We start from the raw sequence: 17,558 nt of genomic DNA on the forward strand, positions 1-17,558 counted from the left end.
GCAAAATACAACTCTAAAGAACTAATCGATCAGAAGAGATGTAATTTTTTAACTGAAAACTATTTCTTTTTCTAGCTTGTCAATTTCCCCGCCTCATCTAATACAATTATCTTAAGACAGAATATAATCAATCATTATTTATTCTAATTTAATGGACAGTTAATATTATATACTATGTAAGAATTTTACTTGCCTCTCTGAAAAATAGTACAATAGAAGTGGTGTTGTGTCCAGTTCTAACAAATAACTTATTTTGTTTTTCTTAATAAAAAAATAGTTTTGTCCTATTTTATAATTAAGAATTACAAACTTAAGAAGTTTTATTTTTATGCATATTGTTTTGGTAATCAGAGCTTGGTGAAGTTTTGTTGTTCTTGCAGAACTTAAGGGGATCGCAATAGATATAGGCAATTGATATTGGGAAAGTAGAAGTTTCTTTTTATTCTGTAGCTTATGAAAAGTCAGAAAAGTAAAAATTGCTTAGCTTTGCACAATAATTTAATTGACAGGTTATTAAATCCCCCCAAGGATATGAAAAACAAACTGCATTTCGTCCCAAATTATGGGATGTTTCTGTGTTTACTATTTATCTTCTTTGCACAGTCCTCCAAAGCCCAATTAACCAATTTTCAACAGGTAACAACCAAATGTTATGGTGGGCCAACGATAAGTATGGGAAATACGACAGGAACTTTGGTTGGTAATGTAGGGTTTACGCCTTCTGACATACCTGTTGGGCACAAAATAGTCGATGTCTTGGTAGAAATTGTCTGGTCTAAAACAGATGATGGAAGTTGTACCTCAATAACAGGGATACCTGCCGATTTAAGTCATGTTGGATTTGTTATTCAAGCACCTTTTGGTCCGACAAGATACCTAGCGGCATCTGCTTTAACAGGTCCTTTTGCAGGAACTTCTTCTAGTTTTACAGGATTGTCAAATATTGTTCGTGACACCATTGTTTTTAGAGATATAGGCAATTCTTTATTGCCAGCATCTACACCAGTGCCAGGACGCGATACCGTTCGACCCAATCAAGATCCACTACGATTTTATTGTGGAGAAAATCCACATGGTTTGTGGAGTATTGGAGGAATTGATGATGCACCCACTTCAGGTCCTCAATTATGTATTCACTCCTATTGTATTACTCTTATCACTTGCGATGCGACACAATTAAAAGCTAGTTGCAAAACAAACCCTACTATTGGTGTTGGTGCAACGGGTGTACACGCCTTTCAATTTGTAGATTTAGATAGTATTAGCGATGTATCGTGCATGGTCAAAAATATTAGTTTTTCACCTGCTACTATTAATTGTTCGGATGTTGGCAGTTCGGTTCCAGTAACCATGACAATTCGAGATCATTTAGATAGTGTAGAGTCATGTGTTAGTTTGGTTTCTGTGATAGACAACGAACCTCCAGTAATATCTCAGTGTTTTCCAAATGTCTTAGGGACATTGTACTTGGATGCTACTGGACGAGATACTTTTTGGGCAGATTCTATTATTGCAACCGATAATTGTGGTTCAATGATTAAGCAAGTACGACCATTATCAGGAGGTCCGTGGCGTCCATACCTTCCCATTAGTTGTGTGACTGGCTTTCAACAGTTTGCGGCTCAAGTAAGTGATCCAAGTGGTAATATAAGCAATTGTAATATTATTGTTAATGTCATTGATACCATCGCTCCAACTGCAGTTTGTGGTCAAGATACCGCCTATTTAACAAATAATCCAAATGGGGCTGTGACGGTGTCTGCTACAGATGTAGATGGAGGTAGTTTTGATGTTTGTCCTCCTGTTATTGGACGATGGATTGGCAATCAATTTGCCCCACCTCCTGTCTATACTTGTGCCGATTTAGGTATTGATACTGTTCGTTTAATTGTTGCTGATGCTTCTGGTAATTTAGATACTTGTCACAATGCTATTATTGTAGTTGTCGATACTGTTGCCCCTGTTGCAATCTGTAAAAATGATACAGTTTACCTAAATTCAAGTGGGGTAGGAACTGTTTTTGCTAGTGATATAGATAATAACTCGGCAGATAATTGCAGTATAGATAGCATTAATATCAATGGTCTTTCTAGTATCAATTTTGATTGTTCTCATTTAAATAGTATTCAACAGGCAACTTTACATGTTTTTGATGCTAATGGAAATCGAGATTCATGTATTGGTTGGATTACAGTTGTTGATACGTTTCCTCCTATTGCGAATTGTAAAAATGCGTCTATTTATTTGGATGGAACGGGCAATGCTATTATTCAGGCAGATAGTTTAAATAATGGTAGCACGGATTTGTGTACAGGGACCAACCTAACCTTTGAAATAGCAGGAAATCCAACAGCAACGTTCAATTGTTCTAATATAACTAGTAATCCTAATGTAGTTGTTCTTACGGTTATTGATAGTTTTGGAAATAGCAGTACATGCAATGCTTCTGTTAGTGTGTGGGACACTATTCGACCTATAGCCTCCTGTACGAATACAAGTGCTTACCTTAATAATTCTGGAATTGCAACCGTATATGCTGCTGATTTGAGTGCAGGAAGTTGGGATAATTGCGGAGTAACCGACAGTTTTGTGAATGTATTAGGGAATGGCTTTACAACATTTAATTGTACGACTATTTTTACCCCACAATCTGCTACACTAATTGTTGAAGATGCACAGGGAAATACAGCTACTTGTATAGGAACAGTAGATGTTATTGATACGATCCGCCCAAGGGCATTGTGTGAGGCATCTATTGTAGCACAATTAGGACCAACAGGAGTCGTGACTGTTTTGCCCACTGCTATTGATTCGAATAGTACGGATAACTGCGGATTGGTGGAATATTTGATTAATAATGCGAGTTCAGAAGTTTATACTTGTGCAGATTTAGGTACGCAAGTTGCTACGTTGACGGTTCGTGATTCTTCTGGAAATAGAGCTACTTGTACGTCAAATATTACGATACAAGATAATATTGCTCCAACGGTATCTTGTCAAACTAGGACATTTTATATCAATACTTCAGGTGTTGTTTCGATTACACCTGATAGTGTGTTGGTGTACCCAACAACAAGCGATAATTGTGGAATAGCAAGTGCTACTTTTTCTACGGGAAATAGTATTACTTATAATTGTGATAGTATTGGAAGTCGCTCGGTGCGTGTATTAGTAGTAGATAATTTTGGGAATACATCAAGTTGTGTCACAACAGTAACGATTGTAGATACAATTGCACCAACGGCAAGCTGTCGACCCGTTCCTTTTACCTTGCAATTGGATTCATTTGGTATTGGTTGTGTTACTCCTTTTGATATTGATAATGGAAGTGGCGATTTGTGCAATTTAGATACGATGTTGGTCAATGGAGTAGATTCTTTTTGCTTTAACTGTAATAATTTAGGAACCAATACCGTCACATTATCTGTTTTGGATAGTTCTGGAAATCAAAGCACCTGTACGGCTAGTGTATTAGTAACAGATGCCATTAATCCAACAGCTTTATGTCATGATACAACAATCTATTTGGGAGCAACAGGAGTTGTAACAGTATTCCCAGCAGATATAGATGCAGGAAGTAGCGATAATTGCTCCTTTACGAGTAAAATAAACAATCAATCTTCTGTTAGCTTTAATTGTAACCAAGCTGGTGTCAACTCTGTTCAGCTGACAGTAACCGATAATGCAGGATTACCTGGCAATCAATCTCAATGTTCGGCTAATGTCACTATATTAGATACGATTGTCCCTGTTGCAGATTGTATTGCACCAGGAAGTCTCAATATTTACTTAGATGCCAGTTGTTTTGCCTCGATTCCTGCGGCTACGTTTAACAATGGAAGTACCGACAATTGTAATCTGACTAGTAGTGCTTATACGGTAAGTGGCTTACTAAATGCTACATTTAATGCGGCTAATTTGGGAACAACCCCAGTTACTTTAACCGTAACGGATCCTAGTGGGAATGCAACAACTTGTCATACAACAGTCAATGTAATTGATACCATTCGTCCGACAGTGACATGTGTTGTAGACACACTCCAATTAAATGTTTCTGGGACTGCAATGCTTACGCCCACAATGGTTCTAGGAACGTCTACAGACAATTGTAGTAATGGTTTAACCTATACCTTGAATGGAGGACAGTCGTCGTTAAATTTTGATTGCTCTGATGCAGGAATCAATCCAGTAACTCTAACGGCAACAGATTCTAGTGGAAATAGCAACTTTTGTACAACTACTGTATTTGTCGAAGATAATATTGCTCCCAATGCAAGTTGCCGTCCCAATCGAACCTTGAATTTAAATTCGGGTGGAACTTTTGGAGTATTGACTCCAAGTATGATTAATTTAGGAAGTGCTGACAATTGTTCCATTACATCTTATGATCTGTCTAAAGATACGTTTTTCTGTAACGATATTTATACCAATCCTCATACTGTTACAATGGTAGTTACTGATGTGAATGGAAATACAGATTCTTGTACTTCTCAAATTACAGTTCAAGATAATACAAATCCTACTGCATCTTGTCAGACAGCTACCGTATATCTAGGAGCTGGAACAGTAACTGTAACTCCAACGACCGTTTTGGTGCCGCCAACGGGAGATAATTGTACGGCGTTGACCTCTACTTTTGCAGGTCAAGGAAATAATATTGTTTATACTTGTGATAGTATAGGAACACATATGGTGACTGTTGTTGTAACAGACATTTCTGGAAACACAGCAAGTTGTGTAACAACCATAACAGTATTAGATACTGTTCCTCCTGTTGCCAATTGTACAACGGTTCCTTATACGGTACAATTAGATACGTTTGGAAATGGTTTTGTTACTCCGCAGGATATTAATAATGGAAGTTATGATTTTTGTGGTATTGACACCATGTTAGTGAATGGTACAGATTCTTTCTTCTATTCGTGTGCAAATATCGGAAACACAGCTGTAACATTATCTGTTTTAGATGCTTCGGGCAATCAAGAAAATTGTGCTGCCAACATTATTGTAAACGATCCTGTTAATCCAACCGCTTTATGTCACGATACAACATTGTACTTAGGGAGTACAGGAATTACAGTTATAACACCAAATTTGATTGATGCTGGTAGTTATGATAATTGTTCCTTTACGTCAACTGTAAATGGCTTTTCTTCTGTAAACTTTAATTGTAATCAAGTTGGAACCAATACTGTGCAGTTGATTATTACGGACGTATCAGGAAATACGACACAGTGCGCTGCTAATGTAACCATATTGGATACGATACCTCCTACTGCTAATTGTATAGGAGCTGGAAACTTGACCGTTTATTTAGATAATACTTGTTTTGCTTCGATTCCAGCGAGTTCTATTAATAATGGAAGTACAGATAATTGTAGTGGATCTTTGACTTACAGTGTTGGAGGCTTGCCTAATGCAACATTCAATGCAACTAACTTAACCAACAATCCCAATCCTATTACGCTAGTTGTTCGAGATGCTACAGGAAATGTGTCTACTTGTACAACGACTATAATTGTGAGCGACACGATTAAACCAATTGTCTCTTGTCAACCTGATACAATACAACTAACAGGACCCAATGTAGTTGTAGGACCTTTAGCAATTAATGCGGGGTCATCAGACAATTGTAGCGTTCCTACTTTAACAATTAATGGGCAGCCCTCTCTAACACTTGATTGTACAAACTTAGGAGTAAATACGGTTACATTAATTGGTACAGATATTAGTGGTAATGTAGATTCTTGTTCTACGACAATCTATGTAGAGGATATAGCTGCACCAGCCGCCAACTGTAATTTAAATACAACAGTGTCAATCGACCCTAGCAATGGATTGGCAATATTGCAACCCTTAGATGTTGATAACGGTAGTGTTGACAATTGTACGATTGTTAGCTATCTTTTGTCAAGGGATACGTTTGATTGTAGTGATCTAGTTTCTAATCCACACGCCGTTCAACTTTATGTTGTTGATCAGAGCGGAAATGCAGACACTTGTACCACACAGGTTACGGTAAGAGACACCATTTCTCCTACAGCTATTTGTCAAAACGATACGGTATATTTTTCAGGAACGACAATTAATATTAATGCGACTAGTCTAGATGGAGGTAGTTTTGATAATTGTGCGTTACAGAGTTTTACTTTGAGTCAAGACACCTTTGATTGTCCAGATATAGGAGTCAACTCCATCACCTTGACTGTTATGGATAGTAGTGGCAACACATCTACCTGTATCGCAGAGGTTACAGTGTTAGACACTGCGGCTGTTGCTATGGCTGGTACAAACCAATTACTATGTTCCGTTGATTCTACAAGGTTAAATGCAGCAGCTCCTCCGAGCCCATTGGTGGGAACATGGACGACTAATTCGGGGGCAATTATCGATGATCCTAATGCCGCCAATACCTTATTGACTAGTATTCCTGTTGGTATCCACGTATTCTACTGGACATTGTCTAATGCTACTTGTGCGAATCTATCTATGGATTCTATTGTAATAGAAGTGATTCCAGCAAGTCCAGATATTGCCAATGCAGGTATTGATCAAAACTTGTGTCAAGATACAACAACCTCTTTAGAAGCAAGCCCTGTTAGTGTTAGTACGGGAATCTGGACTCAAAGCACAGCGCAAGCTAATGCAGGGGTAATTATAGGAGACCCTTCCGATTCTTTGGCTACAGTATCTGGCTTGGTTCCTGGCAATGCTTATATGTTTGTTTGGGAATTGGCAAATGGTTCTTGTGGTGTTTATGCTAGTGATACAGTGGTCATTAATATTGATGCTATACCAACGGATCAAGCCGATGCTGGACCAGATGTAACATGCAGTCCTGATACCATCAATCTGGCGGCGACTATTTCTACAATGGGAGTAGGACAGTGGTCAACTCCAACAACGGCAATCATAGACAATCCAAGTCTACCAACTACTGTGGTTAGTAATTTTGCACAAGATACGACTATGCTAATCTGGTCTTTGTCAAATGGGGTTTGCGTAGATTACTCTTCTGATACAATGTATGTTATTTTAGATGATGTTAACCCTATAGCTATCATAGATAGTTTTAATCTTGTACCAGATGGAACGATAGCTACAATTGATGTTATCCTAAATGATGCACTGCCACCCAATTGGGACATTTTTATCCAAACGCCAATGATTGATGGTCAAATGACGAACTTGAACAATGGACAGTTTGAAGTAGATATTAATCGTGCCGTACTGAACCAATATTTTATTTACGAAATTTGTAATTCAGATTGCCCTGTTGTCTGTGATACGGCATTGGTGACAGTAGCTATTCAACCTCCAGGGGATTGTTATACTCCAACAGCATTTACACCTAATAACGATGGACAAAATGATTTCTTTGTTATTCCTTGTTTGCAGAATACTACTGAAAAGGCAGCTTTGGTCGTCTTTAACCGTTGGGGGAACTTAGTCTTTGAAACAGACAATTACGTTAGCGATTGGGATGGGACACACCAAAATCAACCTTTGCCAGATGGTGTCTATTTTTATATCCTACATATAGAAGGCAAAACACCACAAAATGGATCTATAGAAATTAAACGATAAACAACGACGCTATGAAAAAGTATATATATTTATCTTTATGTGCCTGTTTGCTTTCTTTTAATAGCCAAGGTCAACAGGATATTCAGTACACTCAGTTTATGTTCAATAAATTGAGTTTTAATCCTGCCTATGCGGGGGCAAAGTCTTCTTTTTTGCTTTCTGCTATCTATCGCAAGCAATGGGTAGGTATTAATAGAGCACCACAAACCATTACCCTTAATGGACATGGTGCGGTTCTCAAAAAAAAATTAGGACTAGGCTTATCCCTTAGTTATGATGAAATTGGTTTCTCAAATCGTGTTAATATAGAGACTAGTTATGCTTATATTATTCGATTTAAGAATGAATCCTTTTTGAGTTTAGGCTTAAGAGGTTCTATGTATTATACTCAAATACGTTGGGACCAAGCTGATTTAATTGATAATTTTGATGCTGCAATTCCTCAATCTACCACAAGCAGAATTTTACCGAATTTTGGAGCAGGGGCATATTATCAAGCTAAAAACTGGTACTTAGGTCTTTCGGTGCCGCATATTTTTGTGAATGAAGGGGATTTTAATATTGTAGCATCTAATGGTGCTGTCGAACCAGAATTTACACAGCATTACTATATGATGGGAGGGTTTATTTTTAACCTATCTAAAAAGGTTCAAGTACAACAAAATCTTTTATTAAAATACGTCGTTAATGCACCATTAGCAATAGATATTAATCTAAGTTTTGTGTTTGTGCATCGAGTTTTGTTTGGTGTAACTTATCGAGTAGGGTCATCTATTAGCGCTATTGTACAAATACAAGTAGCACCTCAACTACGTATAGCGGCAGCGTACGATTACAGTACCAATGCACTGAGAGAATATAATTCTGGGTCTATTGAAATGATGATGAGTTATTGGTTTATCAAGCGCAAAAAAATAGGAGAGTTGTACAACGAACGTTTCTTTTAGACCAATAGTCAAAAGAAAAGGGCATGAAAATTCTCAAACAAGTTAACTTTATAGAATAGAAAAAGCCTGCTTAGTTCCTTTTGGTGGATAAAGCAGGCTTTTGTCATTAATAAATCTCAAAATATTGTTGCCGATTTTTATAGTTGTTTGGTATAACAATTACTAACAACGGTTATCAGAACATACTAAGCAGGAAGTTGAACATTAGGAACTTCTCTAGAGTAGTTTAATAGATCATTAGGAGGCAGTTGTTCCACAATGTTGATTGCTTGATCATGGACTTTGATAGTAGGAATTGCTCCAAAGATCCAAAATAAATTGGTCAAATTGGGGAAGATGTTTTGTTTGATATTGATTTCAAAGCCATTATTATAGGTAGAACGATAGATGTAGTACATAAATTCTGGCAACATCTCTGCTTCGTTAAAAGCCTTAGCAACCTCGTCTTTTAGTTGGAAATTGATAAAATCTAAGTTGTGAAATAGACTCCCTTTGTTGGTTGAACTTAACTTCTTAACAATATCCGTGAACCAACCTTTAGGTTGACTATATTTAGAGGTTTGTACAAGGCGATAATGGCGGTTTAGATGAACTGAAAGCTCATCGCCATAACCACTGCTTTCTTTTGTCCAGAGTAGGGCATTTAATTCCGTAGTATTTTTAGTTGTCTTGGCAACTTGAATATATTTATTGATATCCATACAACCAGCAATAACTCCTCCGATTAGGTTGATGAATGTTTTACAGTCTTCTGGGCTTGCAAGTTTCAGGTTTAAAGTATAATTTTCGATGTCCAAGAATTTTTTGGAAGTAATTAAATTAACTTCCTTCTTGCTAGGCGAGGCAGCATACATATCAGCCAAAGTAGCTTCAGGATTATTCAGCCTAAGTCGTATTAGAGGTAAATAACGCCTTTCTGCAATTCGTTTATAGTGAACATTCCACTCCAATTCTTCTAACGCTTTGTTTATCTTTTGCTCATTTCTAGACTCTAGTTTTAGTAGAATTTTGACTAACTCTTCGTTATAAGCCGTATAATAAGGACCATGATTGAAATCAGAAATATCGGCTTCGATTTTAAAATGAACATTTTGATTTAACTCTAAAGATAGCGGAGAAGGAGAAATAGCTACTTGAGTGGTATTTTTGATAACAAAATTAGTTCGGTATATCAGGAGCCAAATCGCTTCCGTTAAATTAGGGGGAGTAGATTGGAAAACATCAATTTCAATAGAAGGAGCCCAACTATCCAGATCATCTTTGTGCTTTTTCTCAAATAGAAAGTAAATAAATTCTTTTAAAACCAAGGATTTGTTGGCTGTTTCAAAGTTGGTATGATCAAATCGCCACTGGTAACATCGTTTTGCCGCTCTTACCTTTTTGGCAATTTTAGCAAACCATCTACTATTAGAAGACAAATCAATAGGATCCTTTAAAGCATTTTTTAACATCTGAAATTGAGTTTCATAAAATTCCCACAATTGGTCGTAACTCGTAATGGATTTAGCTTTTGTTATATAAGCATCCATATCCAAACAACTCGCGACAATTCCACCCACCAAATCTACTACAGCTTTAGAGTTGCTTTCATCCAAGTATTCAAAATCATAGCAATTTCCTGAAGAGAGTACCTTTTTGACCAAATCTACCTCTTCATCACTAGGCGAAGCAGCATGAATGTCCGCTAGAGTAGCTTTAGGATTATTTAGTCGAGCTTGAATAAGCTTTAGGTAACGTTGTTCGGCTTGTTGTTTTAAAACAGGCTCATTTTCTAATACTTGAAGAGCGGCATTGATTTTTTGCTCATTGCGCGATTCTAAGTCGCTGAATAATTGTTTAATCATGTTAGGTGTTTTATTGTTAGTGGAGGTGGATGAATTATTATTACTATCATTAGGAACAACTATGTTGGGAATTTCTCTAGAGTAGTTTAATAAGTTGTTGGGAGGGATCTGTTTTTTTATGTCGATAGATTGATCGTGAATTTTAATAGTAGGTACGCTTCCGAAGACCCAAAATAAGTTGGTTAGATTAGGGAAAACATCTTGTCGAATGTTAATTTCAAAACCATTGTTATAGGTAGAACGATAGATATAATACATAAACGCTGGTAAGACAATAGAGTTGTTAAATGCTTCAGCAGCTTCTCTGTCCAATTCAAAATGTATAAAATCTAAGTTGTAAAATACATTATAGTTATTGGTCGATAAGAGTTTTTGGATGATTTGACCAAACCAACCTTTAGGGTTGAGGTCTTGTTGACGCAAAAGAGATAGTTGCAAGGTATTGCCATAGCCATCTTCATCTCGGCGCCATAATAAATTATTTAATTCTTCTTGGTTTTTGGTTGATTTAACCGCCTCTATGTAATTGTTGATATCAATAGAACCAGCAATAATCCCTCCAATCAAATCAACAAAAGCTTTACTTTCTTTAGCCGATAAATTTGTAAGGTTTAAAGTATATTTTTCAGGATTTAGATATTTTATCTTTTTTACGAGTCGAACTTCTTCTGGACTAGGGCTTGCTTCTAAAATATCGGCAAGTGTTGCATTGGGCTTATTGAGTCTCGCTTTTATAAGTGGCAAATATCGTTGTTCTGCAATTTTTTTTAAATCAATATTTTCTTCTAAGGCACGTAGTGCTTTCTCAACTTTTTCTGCTTTTCGAGACTCTAGTAACGTTAGAATTTTCTCAAGTTCAGATTTTGTGACTCTTGATAAAAAGAAATGGTCATTTTGAGAGAATGCCCAAGCTGATTCATTGCTAATTCTGAAAAGATCCCATTTTTTTCGACCTAGGCTTAGGGGATTGTCTGGTAACTCAATGGTACTATCCAGTAAATTAATATGGTATTTCAGTGGCAATATCCAAGCAACTTCTGTTAGGTTAATAGTAGTTGATTGAGCAATATCAATGTAAATCGTTTCATATCCTGCCAAAAAAGCATTAGAAGGGGTGTGAGGATGTTTTTCTCGATACCCAAGGATGAAATACATAAACTCTTTTAAGACAAGAGATTGGTTGGCATAGACAAAAACAGTATGATTAAAATAAATGGTTTTAAAAGTTTTGGCAGAATAAATTTTCCTAGCAATTTTGGCAAACCACCGGCTGTTACTAGATAAATCAATTTGTTCTTTCAAAGGGGCTTTTAGCCCATAGTTATTATTGTCCAAAAAGATTTTTAGATCCTTGTAATTGTCAATACTTTTGGCTTGTGTAAGATGAGCTTCTATGTCCAAGCAACTTGCAATAACCCCTCCAACCAAATCAACAAAAGCTTTGCTTTCGGATTGCGAAAGATTATCTTCCATCAGCCCTTCAAAACTCAACGATTCGTCGGAAGATAGGCGTTCTCTGATTAAATCAACCTCTTCTTTGCTAGGAGAGGCAGCATAAATATCTGCTAAGGTAGCCTCAGGGGTATTCAATCGAGCTTGAATAAGTTTTAGGTAACGCTGTTCAGCCTGTTGTTTAAGGGCAGGCTCATTTTCTAGTTGTTGAAGTGCTGCCTTAATTTTTTTTTCGTTGCGTGATTCTAAATCACTAAATAGTTGTTTGATCATATTTGATTTGGTATGCTTTTGAAGACCAAACAAAACTATCTAGTATTATTATTAAAAGCAAATCAAAAAAATAGAGCTTTTAAGATGCTTACAGTTGTTGTTAGTTGGTTAATGTGTTGAATACTAGTTGGTTTTGTGCTTGTGTTTGTATATTTGTAAAAATAATTCAGATAAAATTTTCTAAGTAATAAAAAATAGTAGCAGCGCAGCTAACTATTGAAAAAAGAAAACCACCTCAAATATTGAAGCGGTTTTCAAATTCATTAAAACAAAGTACTTAAATTCTAAGCTTTGTGTACAAAACAAAAAAGTATATTAAATATAAAATTATACTATTCCAATTTACATTTATTTAACCAAGAGTTGGGTAGAGTTACTATTTTATACTTGATAAAAAAAATTCTGTTCTATACGATAGCCTAAAGCTAAAAATTAAAAATCTTACTGTTTGATAATACGTTGGGTCCATTTTTCTTGATCTGTTTTTGCTGTCAAGAAGTAGACACCTGTAGGGAGTGATTCTATATTAATCGTCTGTATTTCGGAAGTAACTTGTTTGCTGTTGACGGTTTTTAGTACGCGTCCCATTGCATCAGTTAAAGTATATTGAACGTCGGTAGCAGTGGTAAGATTCATCTCTATCTGAATATTCTTTGTAGCAGGATTTGGAGTAACCATCAATGGAGAGTTATTCGCTTCTACTTGAGCAATGCTTGTTGTTGTTGAATCTGGTGCAAAGTGAATACCAATTGAAGGTACATTATCCAAGCCATATCCTAATCCATAAGAATTAGGGGTTTGCCCCACAGCAGTTTGTGTAACTCTAGATGTATTAATAAGAAGTGTATCAGGTATGCTCATAAGTCTGTTTAAAGCATAGTTTTGATATTCACCAGCTATAGATATACCATTGCTATAGTTGAATGAAGCACCTCCACCAGAAGCAGCAGTTTGCACAATCGATATGAAATACATTTGATCATCTTCTAAAGCACCCATCGGATTTCCTAAAGCATCAACAAAGTTGGTTGCTGTTGCAATGCCATAACTTTTGGGAGCCATAGACGTCAGATTAGTTAGCAAAACATATCCTTCAGCTACCAAAGTCAACTCATCGCTTCCAATATAGCCATTCGCAGGAGTAGCTCCTGAACCATCGTCTATGGTGTAAATATTCACAACCAGTGTTTGAGAATCAGGTCCACTGTAAGTAGGAATAAAGTAGCGGAAATCAATAGAATCTATTCTAATATTGTTGGTCTGCCCTTTTGGAAAATGGTATGCAGATCCCCACTCAAAGTGTGTATAATTGCCATTGCCAGGGAAATAACGTCTAGAATATGCTACACGATTATCGGATGTACTCAAACCTGCTTTAGATAAATAACTAGAAGTTTTACTAGTAATGTTGAATGAATGGTAAGCAGTATCGTTATCTGTAGTAGCATCTGAATGGTCGTGAGTTACCCAGTATTTTACACGATATTCTCCAGCGCCATTATTAATAATAAAATCAAGATTTTTTAAATAGGCAATAAAAACCTTGCCATTGTACTGTCCGGCTTCTAAGGTGTCCACGTTGAGTGTATCACTATAAACATTGCTCACTAGGTTTCCTGTATTGCTTTCATAAAAATCAATTGAAACACGCATTTGTGCATTGTCTTGCGGATACAATGTTTTGCCACCAAAATTGATCAACTTAGCACCCCAGAACCACTCTTTTAAATCGGTAGGATCTATGTTTGATAAAGGAAAGTATTGGTTGCCACTTATTCTAACAATATCTCCTTTACCCAAAACATTGTTAACGTGTGATGATTTTCCAATTGCAATATCATAATCAGGAGCAATTTCAATGCTAATATCATCAATAGATGCAAAGAAATAGTATGTATCAAAGACAAATCGTATGCGGCATTCTGTTAAATTGGTTACTCCTGCTGTTACGGTAGGCATAGGCACACTAACAAAACCAGCTACATCTTCTTCTTGCAAAATTCTATAATCAAAAGGCGTACTCCAAGTAGTACCATCGTCTGTTGACATAGAAACGCTCAATTCGTCGGTGTTTACTCCATTGGCAACATATTGAGAGAAAAACTTAACGACAAGAGCGGAGTCTGTATACCCAGTTAAGTCAATTCGAGGTGAAATTAATTCCCCTCTATGCTTTGCAGGAGAAGAACCCGCTCCTACGCTGATACTATCGTTATCCAAAAAGTCAGAATCAAAGATAGCAATTCCATTACTTAAAGATGGCGAAGGAAGTGGAGTTGGATTATAATAAGGGGGGCTAGAATATAGACCTTGAGAATGTCCTAAAGTACTTCTTGTCCAAAAAGCGTGGCTAGCACCTCCTGTTGTATTGCCCCAATTTTCATAAACAGTTAAAGCCGTCCAAGCATTGGGATCATAAGGTCCTATGGTGTCTTGAATAAATGAATTCTGAAATTCAGCTTCTGCAACACCTACAGAGGAGCCAACTCCCCAGATTTTTGTTTGAGCAAGGGCATCAGTGTTAAGAAATAAACTTAGTGCAAGCGCACTAGTGAATAATAGACTAGATTTAAACATATAGTTTTAGTTGTAATTAAGATAAATAATATTTGATAATTGTAAGGAGAGTAGATAAATAACTATATAGATGATATTAAGTAATCTAACGAGAAGCTAAAAAGCTTCTCGTAGAACTACTAAATTGCTAAATGAAAGGATAAACTAAATTTAACAGTAACTTTGTCTTTTTCTTTAATGCTAAAGAAAAGGGCAAAATTTTGATTGCTGCTGCTAAGGGGAAATGAAAAAATTAGTATCAAGCTAATGCATAGGAGACTTGATGTGTATTGACTAAGTCTTCTAAAGCTCTTTTTAACAAAAACAAAGCTTCTTGATGCTTTTCATTTTGAATTAATATTCTAAACGGAGTAATCGCATTGTTATACAAATCTTTTAACAATTCGTTTTTGTTAGGGTGATGAGCAATAACCGAGGTCACAAAAGGCGATATAAAATAATACATTTCATAAAGCATTCCTCCATAGAGATAGTCTCTCATAGAAGTATCTCTAAATGCTCTAAATAAATTCAGTTCTTTTTCAATAGATAATGTTTCAACAGCTAACGTTGCTATACATGGAGCATCTGGTATGCTATCTGGATCTAGTTGACCATAATCCATATAAATATCAGGAATTGGTTGCCCTAATTGATCCAAAGGTTGAAGTACTGCAGGAATTGTCTTATCTTTAAGTCCTAAGTGGAATTGAATGGAATGTGTTTGAGGAATATTTAAGATACCCAACAATGAATTAATTCCAAAATAAATTCCTCTAGTAGCATCCTTATAGGTTGCATGAATCCCTTCGGCATAATACCCCACAAAGTTATGAACCATTTCAGCAACTTCTGTTATTGTAAACAAATCGCCTTGGTGATTATAATAACCACTTTTTGATACCAACGGGCTCCAATTTTCAACATCGTCAGCAGGAGTAACGCATGGTACTAGAAATAAGTGAATAGAATTAGGATTGAGTAAATCTCTCAAACCATACATAAAGCGTATTCCTGTGATTTTATCAGAAGATTGAAGCGTTTGATAAATTAAATCACAAGGAATAATGCAGGTAGCATTGTTGATACTAGGGAAATGGTTTTTAAAATTGCCAGTCAAAAATTGAAAGTATTCATTAGAAATAAATGAACCCACATTCTTGGCGTTTGTCTTTTTTGTTTCTTGCATATTTTTGGATTTTAATTAGAATGACGCAAAGTTATGAGACTAACTGAAGTAAGGCAAACCTAAAAAATGGTACTTTTAATACCCCCAACGTTACTTAAAATCATATAAGATTTTGATTAATAACTAAATAGAATGAATAGGATAAACACAGCCAAACTACATCGATTAATTAAAACACTAAAAAAAGAAGAGAAGCGATTTTTTAAACTATTTACTAAAAAACAAGACAGAAAAGGAGATGTTTTATATCTAAAAGTATTTGACTATTTAGATAAGTTAGAGGAGGTTGATCGAGACAAATTCAAGAAAAAGTTTAAGACAGTCAAGGGGTTGAGTGGGTTGCAAAATTACTTGTACAAATTAATCCTTAAAAGTTTGCGCAACCAGCCTACTTACCAAGATGTTGATGTTTTGCTGAGAGAGGGGCTAATGGATTTAGAGATACTTTACAAAAAGGAACTATTTATTGATAGCCAAGAAAAGTTAGAGCAATTGTTAGAGGTGGCGGTACAGCATGACAAAGTATTTTTTCTGCCCATGCTTCACGAATGGTGGTTTATCTTGCAGAATACTTATTTTCATTATCACGAAGTAGACAAATCTTTGTTGGAAAGTAGTATTGAGATGTATACTAATTCTATTCAAAATTTACAACAATATCATCTCTATAGAACTCAATTGGGGCGAATGATGTGGTTGGTAAAAGATCAAGATTCTAAGAATATTGTCGAAGATCTGAATCAAATCATCAAGTTCTTTCCAGAATATGATTCCAATGACAAACAGGGCAATATTGCCATTCGAATTCAAGAACTTCAGTTTCGAAGAGTCCATGCCGCTATTTTAATGGATAGTTCGAAGAGTTATTTTTATAAAAAAGAGTTGGTACAAATGCTGAAGGAATTACCCCCCAAATCCTTTGAAGTGTACGAAGAATATTATTACAAAGCCCTTGCTGCACAGATGGGGAGCGCTCCGAGCTTAAAAAATTTAGCAGAGACAATAGAAGAGATAGAAACTTTTACGGATGGCAAAACAAAGCACCTAGACAATCATTTATTGATACAAATATTAATTAATAAAATAGATTTGTATCTCTTAACAGGAGCCTTTCAAAAGTTTGAACAATTCATCCAAGAGCGCAAAGATATTGTAGAGCTTATAGTTCATTCGGGTAGCCAGTATTATCGCGATTGTTGGTATTATAAATTGATGCTTTATTATTATGGAATAAAGGATTACGCCAATGCTTTGGATACGTTTGAAATGTTCTTGAGCGATAAGGATGTTAGCATGATGTTCAAGCGCCCTAGTTTGTATCTAAAAATGATTATTTATTATGAAGAAGAGGAGTACATTTTATTGGCTTCTTATCTTAAAAATTTTACTCGTTTTTTAAGAAAAAGAGAAGCATTGTTAGACCCCGAAAAGCAGTTGATCACTTTAATGGGAAAACTTATTAAGCTTCCTGATTCTGAGCACAAAGCTATTCTAATTCAAACCAGAAAAGAGATAGCCGATTATTTGACGACGATTGATGCTGCTCAAAAAGAATTTTTAATCTATTTCAATTACATCGGTTGGATGGATAGCCAAATTTTTAATGTTCCTTTTGCAGATCTTTTCTTTATGCATTTGGGGGTAGTTAAAATTGATTCGATAGAAGAGAGACAAAACGCATTGTTTTTGGAAAAAGATAATCAAGAATAG

6 protein-coding genes are annotated in these 17,558 nt (G+C 35.9%); 3 read left to right on the forward strand and 3 right to left on the reverse strand.

Features of this window, described 5'->3' with window-relative positions:
• The first annotated feature begins 531 nt into the window (after positions 1-531).
• Entirely contained in the window at positions 532-7,587 is a 7,056-nt protein-coding gene (locus CG11_RS10745; protein ID WP_052596005.1) for a gliding motility-associated C-terminal domain-containing protein, read from the forward strand.
• 11 nt (positions 7,588-7,598) lie between these two features.
• Positions 7,599-8,534 carry a type IX secretion system membrane protein PorP/SprF gene (locus CG11_RS10750; protein WP_052596007.1) on the forward strand — a complete coding sequence of 312 codons (936 nt, stop codon included), beginning with the start codon at positions 7,599-7,601 and terminating at the stop codon, positions 8,532-8,534.
• A 185-nt stretch (positions 8,535-8,719) separates the two neighbouring features.
• On the opposite strand, the gene CG11_RS10755 is transcribed toward CG11_RS10750, so the two are convergent.
• The 3 genes from CG11_RS10755 to CG11_RS10765 form a co-directional block, all read right to left on the reverse strand.
• The gene (locus tag CG11_RS10755; protein WP_052596010.1) at positions 8,720-12,103 is read right to left on the reverse strand and encodes a hypothetical protein; all 3,384 of its coding nucleotides are present in this window, start codon (positions 12,101-12,103) and stop codon (positions 8,720-8,722) included.
• A 441-nt stretch (positions 12,104-12,544) separates the two neighbouring features.
• A complete protein-coding gene (locus CG11_RS10760) occupies positions 12,545-14,680 on the reverse strand; it encodes a T9SS type A sorting domain-containing protein (protein ID WP_052596013.1) in 2,136 nt (711 codons plus the stop codon).
• A 238-nt stretch (positions 14,681-14,918) separates the two neighbouring features.
• The gene (locus tag CG11_RS10765; RefSeq protein WP_052596015.1) at positions 14,919-15,848 is read right to left on the reverse strand and encodes a hypothetical protein; all 930 of its coding nucleotides are present in this window, start codon (positions 15,846-15,848) and stop codon (positions 14,919-14,921) included.
• 132 nt (positions 15,849-15,980) lie between these two features.
• On the opposite strand from CG11_RS10765, the gene CG11_RS10770 reads away from it, so the two are divergent.
• Positions 15,981-17,558 carry a hypothetical protein gene (locus CG11_RS10770; RefSeq protein WP_052596018.1) on the forward strand — a complete coding sequence of 526 codons (1,578 nt, stop codon included), beginning with the start codon at positions 15,981-15,983 and terminating at the stop codon, positions 17,556-17,558.

The organism is Aureispira sp. CCB-QB1 (assembly GCF_000724545.1).
In the GTDB taxonomy this organism is placed as follows: Bacteria; Bacteroidota; Bacteroidia; order Chitinophagales; family Saprospiraceae; genus Aureispira.